This window comes from Citrobacter sp. CK198, from assembly GCF_030333295.1.
Lineage (GTDB): Bacteria > Pseudomonadota > Gammaproteobacteria > Enterobacterales > Enterobacteriaceae > Citrobacter_B > Citrobacter_B koseri.
Window position 1 is genome coordinate 284,754 of sequence record NZ_JAOWGE010000036.1, and the last position, 17,547, is coordinate 302,300.

The 17,547-nt window shown below is 54.9% G+C and carries 15 protein-coding genes; 9 read left to right on the top strand and 6 right to left on the bottom strand.

Features of this window, described 5'->3' with window-relative positions:
- Window positions 1–9: 9 nt before the first annotated feature.
- Window positions 10–987, bottom strand: coding sequence for a glutarate dioxygenase GlaH (gene glaH, locus OGY62_RS22355; protein ID WP_058667993.1), 978 nt, complete (start codon window positions 985–987; stop codon window positions 10–12).
- Between the two features lie 254 nt (window positions 988–1,241).
- Between glaH and OGY62_RS22360 the strand changes: the two genes are divergently transcribed.
- Complete coding sequence (locus OGY62_RS22360) at window positions 1,242–2,717, top strand: alpha/beta hydrolase (RefSeq protein WP_286460599.1); 1,476 nt, start codon at window positions 1,242–1,244, stop codon at window positions 2,715–2,717.
- A gap of 36 nt (window positions 2,718–2,753) precedes the next feature.
- On the opposite strand, the gene OGY62_RS22365 is transcribed toward OGY62_RS22360, so the two are convergent.
- The 3 genes from OGY62_RS22365 to OGY62_RS22375 are packed head-to-tail and all read right to left on the bottom strand — an operon-like array spanning window position 2,754 to window position 5,702.
- Window positions 2,754–4,268: a tripartite tricarboxylate transporter permease gene (locus OGY62_RS22365; protein ID WP_012134767.1), complete on the bottom strand. Its 1,515-nt coding sequence runs from the start codon at window positions 4,266–4,268 to the stop codon at window positions 2,754–2,756.
- Window positions 4,269–4,278: 10 nt separating this feature from the next.
- Entirely contained in the window at window positions 4,279–4,713 is a 435-nt protein-coding gene (locus tag OGY62_RS22370) for a tripartite tricarboxylate transporter TctB family protein (protein ID WP_175479745.1), read from the bottom strand.
- Between the two features lie 11 nt (window positions 4,714–4,724).
- Window positions 4,725–5,702, bottom strand: a complete 978-nt coding sequence (locus OGY62_RS22375) for a Bug family tripartite tricarboxylate transporter substrate binding protein (protein WP_200024130.1) — start codon at window positions 5,700–5,702, stop codon at window positions 4,725–4,727.
- A gap of 152 nt (window positions 5,703–5,854) precedes the next feature.
- On the opposite strand from OGY62_RS22375, the gene tctD reads away from it, so the two are divergent.
- Window positions 5,855–6,529 (top strand): transcriptional regulator TctD, encoded by a 675-nt coding sequence (gene tctD, locus OGY62_RS22380; protein ID WP_012134764.1) that lies wholly within the window; start codon window positions 5,855–5,857, stop codon window positions 6,527–6,529.
- Window positions 6,516–7,928 (top strand): sensor histidine kinase, encoded by a 1,413-nt coding sequence (locus OGY62_RS22385; protein ID WP_286460558.1) that lies wholly within the window; start codon window positions 6,516–6,518, stop codon window positions 7,926–7,928. Before tctD ends, OGY62_RS22385 begins: the two co-directional genes overlap by 14 nt.
- 91 nt (window positions 7,929–8,019) lie before the next feature.
- Here OGY62_RS22385 and OGY62_RS22390 read toward each other — a convergent pair whose 3' ends face one another.
- Window positions 8,020–8,376, bottom strand: a complete 357-nt coding sequence (locus OGY62_RS22390) for a KPN_00521 family repetitive protein (RefSeq protein WP_071257955.1) — start codon at window positions 8,374–8,376, stop codon at window positions 8,020–8,022.
- A 273-nt stretch (window positions 8,377–8,649) separates the two neighbouring features.
- Here OGY62_RS22390 and OGY62_RS22395 point away from each other — a divergent pair, with 273 nt between their 5' ends.
- Window positions 8,650–9,951 (top strand): AAA family ATPase, encoded by a 1,302-nt coding sequence (locus tag OGY62_RS22395; RefSeq protein ID WP_012134761.1) that lies wholly within the window; start codon window positions 8,650–8,652, stop codon window positions 9,949–9,951.
- Between the two features lie 15 nt (window positions 9,952–9,966).
- Window positions 9,967–10,653 (top strand): RloB family protein, encoded by a 687-nt coding sequence (locus OGY62_RS22400; RefSeq protein WP_024130874.1) that lies wholly within the window; start codon window positions 9,967–9,969, stop codon window positions 10,651–10,653.
- Window positions 10,654–10,779: 126 nt separating this feature from the next.
- On the opposite strand, the gene OGY62_RS22405 is transcribed toward OGY62_RS22400, so the two are convergent.
- Complete coding sequence (locus OGY62_RS22405) at window positions 10,780–11,613, bottom strand: MurR/RpiR family transcriptional regulator (RefSeq protein WP_047463948.1); 834 nt, start codon at window positions 11,611–11,613, stop codon at window positions 10,780–10,782.
- A 213-nt stretch (window positions 11,614–11,826) separates the two neighbouring features.
- Here OGY62_RS22405 and OGY62_RS22410 point away from each other — a divergent pair, with 213 nt between their 5' ends.
- The 4 genes from OGY62_RS22410 to OGY62_RS22425 all read left to right on the top strand — a co-directional run bounded on the left by OGY62_RS22410 (window position 11,827) and on the right by OGY62_RS22425 (window position 17,540).
- Window positions 11,827–13,332, top strand: a complete 1,506-nt coding sequence (locus OGY62_RS22410) for a CoA-acylating methylmalonate-semialdehyde dehydrogenase (RefSeq protein WP_198448576.1) — start codon at window positions 11,827–11,829, stop codon at window positions 13,330–13,332.
- Between the two features lie 11 nt (window positions 13,333–13,343).
- Window positions 13,344–15,269: a 3D-(3,5/4)-trihydroxycyclohexane-1,2-dione acylhydrolase (decyclizing) gene (iolD, locus tag OGY62_RS22415; RefSeq protein ID WP_286460559.1), complete on the top strand. Its 1,926-nt coding sequence runs from the start codon at window positions 13,344–13,346 to the stop codon at window positions 15,267–15,269.
- A gap of 315 nt (window positions 15,270–15,584) precedes the next feature.
- On the top strand, window positions 15,585–16,571 hold the full coding sequence (gene iolG, locus OGY62_RS22420) for an inositol 2-dehydrogenase (RefSeq protein ID WP_012134755.1): 987 nt from the start codon (window positions 15,585–15,587) through the stop codon (window positions 16,569–16,571).
- 39 nt (window positions 16,572–16,610) lie between these two features.
- Entirely contained in the window at window positions 16,611–17,540 is a 930-nt protein-coding gene (locus OGY62_RS22425) for a substrate-binding domain-containing protein (RefSeq protein WP_012134754.1), read from the top strand.
- Window positions 17,541–17,547 lie beyond the last annotated feature (7 nt).

Consider the following 17,547-nt stretch of genomic DNA (forward strand, 5'->3'; position numbering starts at 1 on the left):
TGACCGCGCTTATTGATGAGTCTGGTAGCAATGGGTGGAATAAGCGAAATAACCGCGCTGGCGCATCAGTTCACGGCGCAGATCCGGGTGTGGCGTAAAACGATCGCGCCCGTGCAGCCAGAACAGGTTGTTAATCAACAGGAATTTACCGACCGGCACCGGAACAGAGAGGATGTTTTTGCTGGTTTCCAGTGCATCGGAGAGATCGCTGAGCCAGACGCCCTCTTCAAAATCTTTTGGCTGGACGAACTGGTCGATATAGCGCATGACCGGGCGCCCCTGCTGGTCAACGTCAAATACCGGATGATAAACATCGTGGCTGACGTTTTTGCTCGGCGGCGCGGCAAAACGCATGGAGCGACGCGCCAGCGGGTGGCTGAAAAAGCGCTCCAGATGCTCCCAGTCATCAAGGTGTAGCAACAGTGAATTTCCGCCCGCCATATTTTGTTCGTCGATTTTCATCATCAGCACGTAGTCGGTAACTTCCTCAACGTAGGTGCCGTCGTTATGCAGCTCCATCACGCGGTGCGGTTGTCGCAGGTAGCTGTCTGAATTATCGACGTTCTTCACCACAAAGCGCGCGTAGTACTGGCCGCTCATCGCATCGTAGTTAGAGCGCCCGATGAGGTGCGCCACCGCCGTCGCCAGCTTGACCATCTCGTCAGCCTGTTCTACGTTGTCGATCCCTTCGGCGTTGATCAGCAGTGCGCCTTCGGCGCGATCCAGCAGCGTTTTAATAAGCAGCGGCTGTAGCTGGTTGCCACATAAGGCGTCGAGGATCTGACCGACCTTAAAACGTAAAAAGGATTTGTATTCCAGCGCCTGTACCGGCCACTGTTCCACCTGCTGCAAAAATTGCGCCGTCGTTTTTGCGCTAAAGGTCAGTTCCAGCAGACGCGGCGACTGTACGGAAGGGGCGAAGGTAAATCCGGCGTCGCTGCGGGTGACACTATCAGCATTTGTTTTTACGGCGGTCAGTGCATTCATCAGAATCGATCCTCTCAGTAAATGGTCAGGGAGACATGGCGATGCTCATTTCGTAGCCATAAATTAAAAATATCTACATTTTTGATAAACGCATACAAAACTGACGATTTGTTTAATTTTTGTGATCAAAAACAACAAATATTTAACATTATAAATATCGGGGATTAAGAAATGAGACAGGATTTACATCCGCAACCTAAACTGATTCTGTTTGTGAAATAGCAGATGAGCGGGAGACAGGGATTAAGCCATTGATAAAAAATCTATTCCGACGCCTTAAATGGATGAGTGCCGGACTGGCATCGCTCATCAGGCATGTGGCGTTGACGCTGCTTGTGGTTCTGATCGTTTTTCTTGGCGTGCGGGTTTACCAGACAGAAAGCGGGCCCGATCTTCATCTCTGGCATACCTGGACCGGTAGCGAAATGTCTGCCAAAGCGCTGGACAAGGCCACTTTTTCGCAGTACCTGGCGCGGGAAGAGACGCTGTTTAGCCATCTGAAAACCGGGGTGACGGATAAGCTGAAGCCGGATGAGCAGACGCCCATCAACCGTTTTTACCATAACAGCCGGGTCTGGCCGCCGCAGTTTTCGCCCAACGGCAATCGCTCGTACGTACTCATGCCGCAGGGGAAACCGCGTGGCGTCGCCGTGTTACTGCATGGCTTAACGGATTCGCCCTACAGCATGAAATACGTTGCTAAGGATTATCAGCAGCGTGGCTTTATCGCCGTTGTGCCGCGTTTGCCTGGGCACGGCACTGCGCCCGGTGCGTTAACGGCGGTGGAGTGGGAACAGTGGCTTGCCGCCTCGCGGCTGGCGGTTCGGGAAGCGACGCGGCTTGCGGGGCGAGATGTGCCATTGCATCTGGTGGGCTACTCAAACGGCGGGGCGCTGGCGCTCAAGTACACGCTGGACGCGCTGGAAGACAACACGTTGCGGCGTCCTCAGCAGCTTATCCTGCTGTCGCCGATGATCGGCGTGACGGCATTTGCTCGTTTTGCCGGACTGGCGGGTTTGCCTGCGCTCTTTCCAGCGTTTGCCAAAGCGGCGTGGTTGAACGTCACGCCAGAATATAATCCGTTCAAATATAACTCGTTTCCGGTTAACGCCGCGCGTCAGTCTTATCTGCTGACAAAAGCATTACAACAGCAGATTTCGCGGGATGCGCGAAGTTCCCGCCTTAACGAACTGCCGCCGGTGTTGACCTTCCAGTCAATTATGGATTCTACGGTGAGCACCCGTGCGGTGGTGGATTCGTTTTATCGTTATCTTGGCAATAACGGCAGTGAGCTGGTGTTGTTCGATATCAATCAGGCCGCCAGTCTGCGTCCGCTGTTGCGCACCTCATCGTATACCGCCATTACTCAGTGGTTACCGCCTGCGCCGCGCAACTATCGCACGACAATTATCACGAATGCGACGCCGGAAACGCTGAATGTCGTGGCGCGCGATACCCCGGCCGGGGAGCATGTGGAGCAGGTTCAGCCGTTGCCGTTGGCCTGGCCGCAGGAGATGTATTCGCTGTCGCATGTGGCGGTGCCGTTTCCGCTCAGTGATTCGCTGTATGGTCTGCAACCGGACGAACTGAACCGCTATGGAATCAGTATCGGGACTATCGCGCTGCGCGGGGAAACGTCCACGCTGGCGGTGGGGCTGGATACGCTGATGCGCGTGACGTCGAATCCTTTCTTCCCGTATATGCTACAGCGAATTGAGGCGCGACAGTGATGATTGCCGGATGGCGCAACACCATCCGGCAATCCGTTAGCCGATATCCACCTGTGGCTTATTGTTGCGTTTGCGGAGCAGGCGCAGCAGCGGCGGGATGATAATCACCGCTATCGCCATCGTCAGCAGCGCTTTCGTCACACCGCTCTCCCACAAAATCGCCATATTGCCGTTGCTGATAGAGAGCGCGCGGCGCAGGTTCTGCTCCAGCATTTCGCCCAGCACAAAGCCGAGGATCAGCGGCGACATGGGGAAGTGCATTTTGCGCAGAATGTAGCCCAGTATGCCGAGCGCCACCATCAGCACCAGATCGAACGTGGTGCTGTGTACCGCGTACACGCCGACCGCAGACACGGCGGCAATCGCCGGGACAAGGAACCACAGCGGGATGGTCAGCATACGGGTGAACATGCCAATCAGCGGGATGTTCATGACCAGCAGCATCACGTTGGCGATCAGCAGCGCGGCGATCAGCCCCCAGACGATATCCGGCTGTTCGGTGAACATCGCAGGCCCTGGCGTGATGTTATACAGCGTCAGCGCTCCCATCATTACCGCCGTGGTGCCGGAACCCGGTACGCCGAGGGTCAGCATGGGGATGAATGAACCGCAGGCCGACGCGTTGTTAGCGGCTTCCGGTGCCGCCACGCCACGGATATCGCCTTTACCGAAGCTGTCGCTGTTGCCGCTGATCTTCTTCTCGGTCATGTAGGTGATGGCGCTGGCGATGGTGGCGCCTGCGCCCGGCAGCACGCCGACGAAGAAGCCAATCACCGATGAGCGTAACGTTGCGCCCACGCACTGCGCCCCTTCTTTGGCGTTAAACAACATGCGCCCGGTTTTGCGTACCAGTTTCTGGCCGCTGCTGGTATGTTCCAGCATTAATAGAATTTCTGAGACAGAGAACAAACCGATCACCACCACGATGAACTGCACACCGTCGGAGAGATGTACGCTGTCAAAAGTAAAGCGATAAACCCCGGTGTTGGCGTCTACGCCGACGGTCGCCAGACCCAGACCGATCAGCGCTGCCAGAAATGATTTCAGTGGATTTTGCGCCATCATGCTGCCGAGGCAGGCGATGGCAAAGACCATCAGCGCAAAGTATTCCGCCGGGCCAAACGCCAGCGACCATTGCGCCAGCAACGGCGCGAACAGGATGATCCCGCCGATGGCGATAAGCGATCCAAAAAATGAACTGACCGCCGAGATGGAAAGCGCGACGCCGCCGCGCCCCTGTTGCGCCATCGGATAACCATCGAGCGCGGTCATGATCGCCGCCGCATCGCCGGGCACGTTGAGCAGAATCGACGAAATACGCCCGCCGTATTCACAGCCGATATAAACCGTAGCCAGCAGGATCAGCGCGGACTCCGCAGGCAGATGCAGGGCGAAAGCCAGCGGCAGTAAAATCGCCACGCCGTTAATCGGGCCAAGACCCGGCAGCAGGCCGACAATGGTGCCGACGAAGCAGCCGATCAGCGCGATCACCAGGTTTTCTGGCGTCATTGCCACCGCAAAACCCTGAGAAAGATATATCCAGGTATCCATCGTTTCTCCGTTAACTCAGCCAGGCGCCGAGAGGTAAGGTGACGTCAAGCAGACGGTCGAAGGCATACCACAGCAGGATGCCGAGAACCGCGCCGGAAATGCCCGCAGCCGGGATTGTTGCGCCGAACAGAATGCCGATGACCAGGGTGAGAATGGCGGTGGCAATCGGGAAGCCCAGCCACTCAAATCCCCAGGCGTACATCAGCAGGACAATCACCATCGTGAGCAGCTTTTGCAGCACATGGTGGTGAGGCCAGCTAACGGTATCGGGATGACGCAATAACAGCGCCAGCGCGCAGAGCGCCATCAGACCGATAATGCCCAGCGGAAACGGGCGAGGGCCGACCGGTTCGTAGCTGTATTCACTCTGAATCTGCCAGGCGATGAACAGCCCGGCAACGCAGAGCAACAGCCAGATACCTGCAAAAATACGATCGCTCATGATTGCCTCCAGGTTTATTTCGCGAGGCCGAAGGCTTTCGCCTGCTCGCGGTAATCGGCGACCTGCTTTTTGACGTAGTCGTCAAGCTGCTTGCCGGTCATGTCGAATGCAAACAGGCCGCGCAGCTCGCGCTGCTTTTTAAACTCGTCGGTCTGCTGGAGCTTTTGGAAGGTCTCTACCCACCACTGGTAGTCGGCATCGCTGACTTTTGGCCCCACGTAGAAGCCGCGAATGATCGGCCAGACCAGGTCGTATCCTTGCTCTTTGGCGGTCGGGACGTTGGCTAACTGACCCGGCAGGCGTTCTTCAGAAAATACCGCCAGCACGCGAATTTTATCGCCACTCAGGTAAGGCACCATTTCACTGAGATCGCCGGAAACCACCTGCACATGGTTGCCCATCAGCGCAGTGACCGGCTCGCCGCCGCCTTCAAACGCCACGTAGCGCATCTTGTGCGGATCGACATTGGCCTTTTGCGCCAGCAGCGCCGACTTCATCCAGTCCTGGCTGCCAATCGATGCGCCAGCGCCAATCACCACGCTGTCAGGATTTTTCTCCATCGCGGCGAGCAGATCTTTTAGCGACTTCCACGGGGAGTCGGCGCGCACGGCGATCATGCCGTAATCAGTACCGGCGCTCGCCAGCCAGCGCACGTCATCCACGCCGTAACGACCAAATTTCCCCTGCGACAGATTAAGCAGCGAGCCGCCGGAGAAGGCGACGACCGTCCCCGGTTCGCCAGGACGCTGGGCGACGATAGCGTTATAGGCGACCGCGCCGACGCCGCCCGGCATGTAGGTGACGCGCATCGGTTTTTCGATAGCGCCGGTTTCCATCATGCTCACCTGAATCAGCTTACAGGTGAGGTCAAACCCGCCGCCGGGTTTGGCCGGGGCGATACACTCAGTACGCGACGGCGCGTCCTGCGCCAGTACAGCGGTGCTCATCAGTAAAACGCTTGCAGTAAGGGCACGAAGTAATTGTTTTGTCATTGTTTATCCTCACGCGGACGTCCGAGTTTTCAGATACGGAAGAAGATTTTTGTGATTATGTGAGCCGACATGTAGCAGTTCGGTTGCGTGATTGTTAAAACAATAACCTTTCAATTCCCTTTCAATGCGGCAGAAACTTTACAGGATGTGATATGCGTCTCTTATTAGCGGAAGATAACCGTGAACTGGCTCACTGGCTGGAAAAAGCGCTGGTGCAGAACGGTTTTGCCGTGGACTGCGTATTCGATGGCCAGGCGGCCGATCATCTTCTGCACACTGAGACCTATGCGCTGGCGGTGCTCGACATCAACATGCCGGGGCTGGACGGACTGGAAGTGGTGCAGCGCCTGCGCAAGCGTGGACAAACGCTGCCGGTGCTGCTGCTGACGGCGCGCAGCGCGGTGGCGGATCGGGTGAAAGGGCTGAACGTCGGAGCGGATGACTATCTGCCAAAACCGTTTGAGATTGAAGAACTTGATGCGCGGCTGCGGGCATTACTGCGGCGCAGCGCGGGTCAGGTGCAGGAGTTGCAGCAGCTTGGCGATCTGGCGTTTCACGATGAAGGTTACTTTTTGCTTCAGGCGCAGCCGCTGGCGCTGACCCCGCGTGAGCAGGCGTTGCTGACGGTATTGATGTACCGCAGAACGCGACCGGTGTCGCGCCAGCAGCTGTTTGAACAGGTCTTCAGCCTGAGCGATGAGGTCAGCCCGGAGAGCATCGAACTCTATATCCATCGTCTGCGGAAAAAATTGCAGGGCAGTAACGTGCGGATCACCACCCTGCGTGGGCTGGGTTACGTGCTGGAGTGCGGCGATGAGGTGGGCTAAACCCCAGTCGCTGTACCTGCAACTGTTGCTGTTCCTCGGATTGCCGCTGGTGCTGCTGTGGGGATTGTCGGCATTTAACAGCTACGTTAGCGCGCTACAGGCCGCGACGCAGGCCTACGACAGGACGCTGCTCTCTTCTGCGAGAACGGTGGCGGAACGGCTGGTGGTGCGCCACGACAAACTGGAGGTGAATGTCCCCTGGGTGGTGCTCGACAGCTTTGAACTCAACATGAACGACCGTCTCTATTACAAAGTCGTGGACCCGGGCGGCAAGGTGATCTCCGGTTATGACGATCTGCCCGCGATGCCGCCTTCCACCTCGCGAACCCGGCTCTACCCGGCGCTGGCGTGGTTTTATCACACCCAGTATCGCGGACAGGCGATCCGCGTGGCGCGTCTGCTCCAGCCGGTAAATGAAGGGGCGATATTCGGGATGGCGGAGATCTACGTTGCCGAGACGCTACAGTCCCGGCGCTATCTGGCCGGGCAACTGCTGTTCTCCTCATGGGTGTCGCAAGGGCTGCTGGTGCTGCTGACATTGATTCTCGTTGGCTGGCTGCTGCGACGCATTCTGAAGCCGATGCGCCAGCTCTCCTCGCTGATGGTGCGTCGTGAACCGGGCCTGCTGACGCCCTTGCCGGAACTGCTGCCCTGGTCAGAGACCCGGCTGCTGATCGTCGCCTTTAACCGCTACATTGATCGCCTGCGCGCGCTGATCTCCCGTCAGGAACGCTTTAGCGCCGATGCGTCCCATCAGTTAAAAACGCCGCTGGCCGTGTTGAAAACGCAGGCGGCGGTGGCGTTAGCCAGTCAACAGCCGCAGCAGTGGTACGAAAGTTTACGGGCGATGAGCGCGACGCTGGATAGCACGATTTTGCTGACGGAGCGGCTGTTGCAACTGTCGGCGGTGAAACGTAAAGAGCAGGGGGAGCGACAGTTCTTGCCGGTTAATCTGTATGAGGTGGTGCAGATGAGCTGTTTTAGCCGTCTGGCGCAGGCGCGCAGCAAAGCTATCGATCTGGGGTATGAAGGTGAGCAAGAGGCGGTGTGGATTGAAGGGGATAACGTTTTGCTCGGCGAGCTGTGCGCGAATTTGCTGGATAATGCGCTGAAATATACGCCGTCGCAGGGAACGGTAACGGCACGGCTATTGCGGGATGGCGAGGCTGTTGTGCTGGTGGTGGAAGACAATGGGCCAGGGATTGACGCTGAGCAGATCCCGCAGGCGCTGATGCCGTTTCATCGGCTTGCTAACGTGGGGAATGAGAGCGGGGCGGGGATCGGTCTGGCGCTGGTTAACGACATTGCCCGCCTGCACCGTACCCATCCACAGCTGTCGCGCAGTGAAACGCTGGGCGGTCTGCGTGTGCGGGTACGGTTTTTAACAACGGCGCAGTAAATAAAAACGTCATCACCGCAGGCCGGATAAAGGGTGATTCGCAGGAATAAAAAAAGCCGCATTAGCGGCTTTTTTCTCATGTCAGGCAAAATTATTCGCTGACTTTTTTCTCAAGTTCTGCTGCGCCTTCTTTGGTTTTGTTCCAGCCTTTCTCAGCACCTTCTTTCGTGGCATTCCAGCCTTTTTCGGTGCCTTCTTTGGTCTTATTCCAGGCCTTCTGCGAGCCTTCGCTCACTTTACTGCTCAGGTTGTCGCTTTTACCTTCAGCGGCATGTTCAGATTTCAGTTTCAGTTCTTCACCCTGATTCTGCGCCTTGTGCAGTTTCTCTTTGGCGGTATTTGCGCTTTCATGAGCGGCTGCAACGTCGTTATCGGTCGCGTGTGTGGTCGCAGCAAAAACAGGGGAAGCCAGCAGAAGTGCAGATAAGGCGATCATTGTTTTTTTCATAAGAACCTCGCTTAACGTTATCAGTTATATGCGTGGTTAAGCATGACACGGCAGAAAGGCGGTGGCTTTAGGAATAAACTGTAATTGAATCAATGAGGTCTGGATGTGGGAGAAACGGGGGCTCCGTAGGGGGTCGTGAATATTGTAGAAACTGCCGTGATAAGCGGTCATATGGGTTGACAATCAGACAACGTTGATCTGGCAATCGGGAAGGTTGCGTGATAGGCTTTAACCGGAAAATTTGTGATTTTTTCACAAAAAAAGGAGTTATAAATGCTTATTGAATTTTCAGTGCAGAATTTTAAAGTTTTTAGCCAAAAACAAACTTTATCGATGGCTGCTAAAAAATCTTATAAAGAGCATCCAGAGACGACGGCAACAGCTGAGCATTTTGATGATCTGTTGATTAATAAGGTCGCAGTAATTTATGGTGCTAACGGCGCGGGCAAAAGTAGTTTTGTTGAAGCTTTAGATTTTCTGCAATCCTATATCCTTAGAGGGTTTGCTGATAGTTCACAGAATGATTCAATAAGAACGCGGTTTATCGACAGAGAAATACCTAAATTTATTTTTGATGAGGAACAGTTAACCGCGCCTACTGATTTTGAGATCAGTTTTATCGGCACGACCGGTGAACGGTATCAGTATACGTTATCTATCGGTACAGACGCGATAGAAGCTGAAGGTTTATGGGTTTACTCAAAAAAAGGGGTAAGACCAAAGACGATTATCTCCAGAGTATATAATGCTGAAACCAATGAGTTCGAATACTACTGCCCATCGTTGCAGATAGATAAAAAAACGTATGAAGTGGCGATAGAAAAAGCCAATAACAGCAAACGCTCGCCATTCGTATCCATTCTGCATGCTTATGATGTCTCACAACTGGATGAGTTTATTAACTGGTTCAGAGGCGATTTAATTGTATCCAGTAATCGCAATGATGATGTTTTCCGAATGGCATCCAGATACTCTTTTTTAGACGATCTGGCTGATGGCGATGAACAGAAAAAAAATAAAATACTTGAGTTTTTAAACAAGTTTGATCTTTCTATTTCTGATATTTCGGTAACGAAAAAGAATGTGACGTTACCTGATGAGATGCCAGAAGAAATGAAAAAAATGATATTGAGCGATGTCGGTTTTCAAATTGTTTTAGAACATACGACGTCCAGCGGTATCAAGAAAAACATCCCTTATGAAAGATTATCTTCGGGAACGAAGAAGTTATTCGATCTATCAGGCATTCTTTTACTGTGCTGTGAGGCCGGTGAAAAAAGCGTACTGGTTCTTGATGAGTTTGAATCATCGCTCCACCCTTATATCGTCAGAGCGATTTTTGAGTTAATGGTCAAACACTCTGAACGTCTTTTGCAGCTGATTCTCACAACGCATTCAAACGTTCTATTAGATACGGAAAAACTCGTCAGACGGGATCAAATATGGTTCCTGGAGAAAAATAGCGAGCTTGAAACCGTGCTTTATCCACTGAGCGATTTTGCCCCCAGGTTTGAGGACTCTATTATAAAAGGCTGGGATTTGGGTAAATTTGGTGGCGTTCCTTTTTTGGGGTGAATGATGGCCAGGAAAATGAAAGAGTTAATTTCTCCTTCTGCATTGAAAAAACGAGGCAGCGGTAAAGTTAAATCTGAGCGTAAGAAAACCCTGATCGTTTGCGAAGGTACGGAGACCGAACCAACCTATTTTAAGGATATGGTTAAAGACCTTAAAATAGCGAATACAGACGTTTATATTGAACCTGGGCGCCATTCAAACCCAAGTAGCGTTGTACGCACCGCCATTGATCTTTATGAGCAGGATCTTGAATTTGAGCTGATTTATTGCCTAATTGATACGGATGAGTTTGGGAAAGATATTGACCTGGCATCCAGTATGTTAAAAGAACATACTTTTTCACGGCGTAAAAAGTCCCTTGGTGGCGACCGGTATCCTCAGGCGAAGATCCTGCGTTCTGATCCCTGCATCGAGGTCTGGTTTTTACTCCATTATGAAGTGTTAAGACGGCCATTTGTTAAAGCAAATAAAAGCGCGGCACAGAACTGCAAGGAATACCTTAAAAATACGCATTTGAAAGATTATAGCGAAAAGTATAATGGACTCTATAGCCTAATAAAGAAAAATGGTCTTAAGGCGTGTGAGGAAAGCGCCAGGCTCAGAGCATGGCTTGAGAAGAACGATTGTATCAATCCGTTTACGCAGATTGATGAGTTATATCTGGATTTACATGAAAAAGTTTTCGCGCCAGCGAAAAGATAAATAAAGAGTAACACTACACACGAAAAGCATTGCGTTTGTGCCCCTGTAAAGGGGCATTTTGAATTAACGCATGATCAAAAAATAACGCTATTTTAAGCAATATTATCTTCGTCCACGCCTTAACGATTATTTATGACTGTTTCCCTGCCTGTAAGCCAGAGCGACAACCAATGACTGCACCAGACAAAGCGTCGCGGACTGTGAGCGAAAAGCGTCTACCTGCGCCTCTTTGACTACAAAGCAGAGATCGCTGAAGGTCGCCAGTGGGCTTATCTGACTGTCGGTAATGACAATTTGCTTTGCGCCGACGCTGGCTGCGGTTTCGCTGACCATGACCGTCTCTTCTGCGTAAGGGGAAAAGCTGATGGAGATAACGATATCGCGACTCTTGATTCGGCTGATTTGCTCTCGCAGCATACCCCCCATGCCATCAAGCAGTATTGGGCGGCATTCAAGGTGGCTGAGCGCGTAGGTCAGATAGGCGGCCACGCTAAAAGAGCGCCGCAGGCCAGCGATATAAATCGTGTCGGCCTCCGCCAGTAATTGAACGGCGCGTTGCAGCATGTCGGGATCGGTACGCGACGCCAGCTGTTGCAGCGCCTGAGCATTCGAACGGGCAAATTCTTGCAGGATGTCTAACGGCGTTTCCGGTACGGATTCGCTCTCCATCTCTCTGAACAGCCGCGCGCGATCGCTGTAGCTGGCCGTTTCTTCCACCAGGTTCATACGAAACAGTTGTTTCATTTCGTTGAAACCGGTGAAGTCAAACGCGTTGGCGAAACGGATAAGCGTCGATGGCGGCACGTCCGCCCGCTCGGCGATGACGGCGACGGTATCGAACGCTACGCTGTTAGTGTTATCCAGCACATAGCGGGACACCTGCTGCAATCGTTTACTGAGACTATCGTAACGGTCGCGAATTTGCTGCTGTAGCTCGCTCAGACTGGATGCTGTCGTCATGTTATCCCCCATACTTAGTTTTCTGATTCTAAACGCAAAACCGTACATTTTAAATGTTAGCGATACATCCGGCCCGGCGATGCAGCCTGTTAACATAAAAATCCATTCCTGATCACAATAATCAATATTTATTTTATTTCAACTTAAAATAGAACGTTTGTTTCATATACAGTGTTCGGGTAACAGTCACGTATTAACAGCGAGAGGTTCAGGATGGAGACGGTAGCGAATTTTATTCACGGCGAATGTGTTACGGGCTCAGGCCAGCGCGTTCAGGCGATCTTCAACCCCGCCACGGGCGAGCAAATTCGTCAGGTGGTGATGAGCACGGCGCAGGAAACGGAGCGAGCCATTGCCGCTGCGCAGCAGGCGTTTGCCGCCTGGTCAAGGCAGTCGCCGCTGAAACGCGCGCGAGTGCTGTTTCGTTTTAAAGCGCTGCTGGAGCAGAACATGGATTCGCTCGCCCGGCTGGTCAGTGAAGAACATGGCAAAGTGTATTCTGATGCGGTGGGCGAACTGACGCGCGGTCTGGAAGTGGTCGAGTTTGCCTGCGGCATTCCACACCTGCAAAAAGGCGAACATTCGGCGAATGTCGGCACCGGCGTTGACAGCCATTCACTGATGCAGCCCCTGGGCGTGTGCGCCGGGATCACCCCGTTCAACTTCCCGGCGATGGTGCCGATGTGGATGTTCCCCATCGCGCTGGCTACCGGCAATACCTTTGTGCTTAAGCCGTCGGAAAAAGATCCCTCGCTGCCGCTTGCGCTGGCAAAACTGCTGAAAGAGGCCGGTCTGCCGGATGGCGTTTTTAACGTCGTGCAGGGCGATAAAGAAGCGGTGGATGTTCTGCTGACCGATCCGCGCGTTCAGGCCGTCAGTTTTGTCGGCTCGACGCCGATTGCAGAATATATTTATCAGACGGCGTCGGCGCACGGCAAACGCTGTCAGGCGTTGGGCGGGGCGAAAAACCACTGCATTCTGATGCCGGACGCCGACATGAATATGGCAACCAATGCGATTATGGGCGCGGCGTATGGTGCGGCGGGCGAGCGCTGTATGGCGCTCTCCGTGGTGCTGGCGGTGGGGGATAACACGGCGGACGAACTTTGCGCGCGGCTGGAAACGCAGATCGCCGCGTTACGCGTTGGGCCGGGGCTTGATCAAACGCCGGAAAATGAGATGGGGCCGCTGATCTCCGCCGCACATCGCAGTAAAGTGCTGGGCTATATCGACAGCGGCGAGGCGCAGGGCGCGCGGCTGCGGGTGGATGGCCGCGGCTTTAGCGTGAAGCGCCACGAGCAGGGCTTTTTCGTCGGGCCGACCTTGTTTGATAACGTCACGCCTGAGATGACGATTTACAAAGAAGAGATCTTTGGCCCGGTACTCTCCGTGGTGCGGGTGAAGGATTACGCCAGCGCGGTGGATCTGATTAATCGCCACGAATATGGCAACGGGACGGCGATCTTTACCCGCGACGGCGGCTGCGCGCGTCGTTTCTGTGAAGAGGTGCAGGCCGGGATGGTTGGCGTTAACGTGCCGATTCCGGTGCCGATGGCGTTCCACAGTTTCGGCGGCTGGAAACGGTCTATTTTTGGTCCGCTTAACGTTCATGGTAATGACGGCGTGCGTTTTTATACCCGCATGAAAACCGTTACCGCCCGCTGGCCGGAGATGCAGCAGGATAGCGGCGCCGCGTTCTCCATGCCAACGCTGGGCTGACGGAGGGACTTATGACAACCGTACGTATGACCATGGCGCAGGCGCTGGTCAAGTTTCTCAACCAACAGTACGTCGATGTAGACGGGCAGGAGATGCCGTTCATCGAAGGCGTGGCGACCATCTTCGGCCACGGCAACGTACTCGGCATCGGGCAGGCGCTGGAGCAGGACGCCGGGCATTTGCGGGTGCATCAGGGCTGTAATGAACAGGGAATGGCGCACATGGCGACAGGGTTCGCGAAACAGCACCGTCGCCAGCGTATTTACGCCGTCACCTCTTCGGTAGGGCCAGGCGCGGCCAATATGGTGACAGCGGCGGCCACGGCGACGGCGAACCGTATTCCGCTGCTGCTGTTGCCGGGCGATATCTACGCCAGCCGCCAGCCGGACCCGGTATTACAGCAAATCGAGCAGTACCACGATCTCAGTATCAGCACCAACGACTGCTTTCGCCCGGTTTCGCGCTACTGGGATCGTATCAACCGCCCGGAACAGTTGATGAGCGCGATGCTTAACGCTATGCGCACCCTGACCGATCCGGCTGATACCGGCGCGGTGACGATCTGTTTACCGCAGGATGTGCAGGGCGAAGCCTGGGATTACCCGCAGAGTTTCTTTGTCCGTCGCGTTCACCATATTGAAAGACGACCGCCGGACCCACACCGGCTGGCGCAGGCGCGGGCGCTGATTGCCCGTAAACGCCGCCCGCTGGTGGTTTGCGGCGGCGGGGTGCGTTATTCCGGCGCGCACGACGCGTTTCGTCAGTTTGTGGAAAACCTGCACCTGCCGTTTGCGGAAACCCAGGCCGGGAAAGGCGCGCTGGTCAGCGACCATCCGCTGAATCTGGGCGGTATTGGCGTTACCGGCGGGCTGGCGGCAAACCAGCTTGCGCCGCAGGCCGATCTGGTTATCGGCGTCGGCACGCGTCTGACCGATTTCACTACCGGTTCGAAAGCGCTGTTTGCACGCCCGGACGTAGAATTTCTCCTGCTGAATGTCGCCGAGTTCGACGCCCTCAAACTGGACGCCACGGCGCTGGTGGCCGATGCCCGCGCCGGTCTGACGGCGCTGACGGAAGGGCTTCAGGGTTATCGCAGCGGCTGGGGAGACGAGGTGGCGCAGGCGAAATCGGCCTGGGACGAGGAGTGCCGCAGGCTGTGGTCTCGCCAGTGGCGCCCGGATGACGCGCCGGAAATTGCCGGGCACCTTGATGCGCAGCTGGCGGAATACAGTGAAGCGCTGAACACGCGGCTGACTCAGACTCGCGTTCTGGGGATTATCAACCAGTACATTGAGGATGACGCCATTGTGGTCGGCGCAGCGGGATCGTTGCCGGGCGATTTGCAGCGTCTCTGGCAGGTGAAAACGCCCGACAGCTACCACCTGGAGTACGGCTATTCCTGTATGGGGTATGAAATTGCGGCCGCGCTTGGGGCGAAACTCGCGAAGCCGCAGCAGCCGGTCTATGCGATGGTGGGCGACGGTTCGTACATGATGCTGCATTCCGAGCTGCAAACGGCGGTGCAGGAGGGGATAAAAATCACCATCCTGCTGTTTGATAACGGCGGGTTTGGCTGCATCAATAACCTGCAAATGGGGCATGGGATGGGCAGTTTTGGCACCGAGAATCGCGCCCGTCAACCACAATCCGGTCTGCTGGACGGCCCGCTGGTGGCGGTTGATTTCGCCCAAAATGCGCAAAGCTACGGCTGCCGGGCGTGGCGGGTGCATGATGAGCAGAGCCTGCTGACGGCGCTGGAGGCGGCGCGCGCGCATCCGGGGCCGACGCTGCTGGATATTAAAGTGCTGCCAAAAACGATGACTCACGATTACGCCTCATGGTGGCGCACCGGCGATGCGCAGGTGGCCGATTCACCGTCGGTGCGAAAAGCCGCCGAGCAGACGTTCGATCAGGTGAAAAAGGCGCGTCAGTATTGAGTGAGTAATGCCGGATGGCGCTAACCCGTAGGCCGGATAAGGCGTTCGCGCCGCCATCCGGCAACCTGCGACAACGAAATTTTCATTTCATTTTTCCTGTTTTTTCATTCCTCGCCCTCTTTCTGAATGAAAGGGGGCCAATTTCTGCATCTTCTCCATCGTTGTGTTGTGAGATTGATAACAAAATTTACCTCAATCATCACAAGAATGTTAACTTGCGCGCAAAAACATAATTTTCACTATTTATAAAAATGAAATAAATGTTTTATTTAAGGGGTCGTTAGTTCACCGCATTCACCAACACCGGGAGCCGTTATGTTTAACATTGCTTTACTGGGAGCTGGCCGAATTGGTCAGGTACATGCCGCTAACATCGCAACCCACAAAGAGACTACCCTGTGGTCTGTCGTTGATCCGAACGAGACCTTTGCCTCCCGCCTGGCTACGCAATATCAGGCCCGTCAGCAAAGTCTTGATGAGGCGATGACCGATCCTGATGTTCATGCCGTGCTGATTGCCTCCGCCACGGATACCCACGCCGATTTGATTGAACTGGCCGCCCGCCACGGCAAAGCCATTTTCTGTGAAAAGCCCGTACATCTTGATCTTGCCCGCGTGCGCGACTGCCTGAAAGTGGTCAAAGAGTTCGACGTGCCGCTGTTTATCGGCTTTAACCGTCGTTTCGACCCACAGTTCCGCCGCGTTAAAACCGAAGCGCAGAGCGGGCGCATCGGCAAGCCGGAATCATTGCTGATTATCTCCCGCGATCCTTCTCCGCCGCCTGCGGAATATGTGCGCGTCTCCGGCGGGATGTTCCGCGATATGACCATCCACGATTTCGATATGGCGCGTTTCATCATGGGGGAAGAGCCTGTTTCGGTCTACGCCCAGGGAAGCAATCTGGTCGATCCGGCAATTGGCGCGGCAGGCGATATCGACACCGCGTTTATCGTGCTCAAGTATGCCTCCGGCGCGCTGGCGACCATCGTTAACAGCCGTCGCTCGTCTTATGGCTATGACCAGCGTCTGGAGCTGCACGGTTCCGAAGGTCTGCTTACGGCGGGCAATATTCTCGAAAACCAGGTGCAGCACTTTGGCCAGAACGGCTGCACCAGCGCGCTGCCTGAGCATTTCTTCCTGCAACGTTATCAGGCTGCCTATGCCGCCGAGTGGGAGCACTTTGTCGCCATCTTGCGCGGTGAGGCAGTGCCGGAGTGCAGCGGTGATGACGGTGAGCGTGCGCTGTATCTGGCTGATAAAGCGCTGGAGTCATTGCACAGCCAGCGTGAAGTTCTCCTCTGATTTTCCATAACAACACACCCTACACAGAGAGACATAACAATGAAAAAGCTGATTTTAGCCGCCTTCATCGCCATGACAGCCGGGGCGGCAATGGCCGAGAACGAACAAATTGTTTTCAGCACGCCGAACCTGGCAATGCCGTTTGAAGTTCACATGCAGCGCACGGCGGTGAAAGCCGCGAAAGAGATGGGCGTCAGCCTACAGGTTCTGGACGGGCAGGGAAGTTCGCCGAAGCAGGTTGCCGATCTGGAAAACGCCATCACCCGTGGCGCCCAGGGATTTATCGTCTCCCCGAATGATGTCAACGCAGTTTCCAGCGCGGTGGACGAGATTCAGGACGCTAAGCTGCCGGTGGTGACGCTCGATCGCTCCGTCGATAGCCAGAAGCAGGTTCCGCATTTTGGCGCGAACAACTACAAGGGCGGCCAGGCCATTGGCGACTTTGTCAAAAGCAAATTTCCTGACGGCGCGGACATTGTGCTGCTGACCGGCCAGCCGGGGTCTTCTTCCAATATTGAACGCACCAAAGGCATTCGCGACAGCCTGAAGGCGGGGGGCGATACGTACCGCATTGTTGCTGACCAGACCGGTAACTGGATGCGTTCGGAAGGAATGCGCATTGTTGAAAGCGTGCTGCCATCGTTGAAAAAACGTCCGCAGGTCATCCTCTCCGCCAACGATGATATGGCGCTGGGCGCGATTGAAGCGTTGCAGGGGCAGGGGGTGAAACCGGGCGAAATTCTGGTGACAGGATTTGACGCGGTGCCGGAAGCGCTGGCGCGGGTGCGCGACGGCTGGATGGCGGCGACGGCGGATCAGCGTCCGGGTTTCGCGGTACAGACGGCGATGAGCCAACTGGTTGCGAACGTGCGTGAGAAGAAAGCCATCACCGGTGCGGATTATCCGCCGACGTTAATCACCAAAGAGAACCTGCAACAGGCCGAGCGTATCGGCGAAGCCGGTAACTGATTTGCCC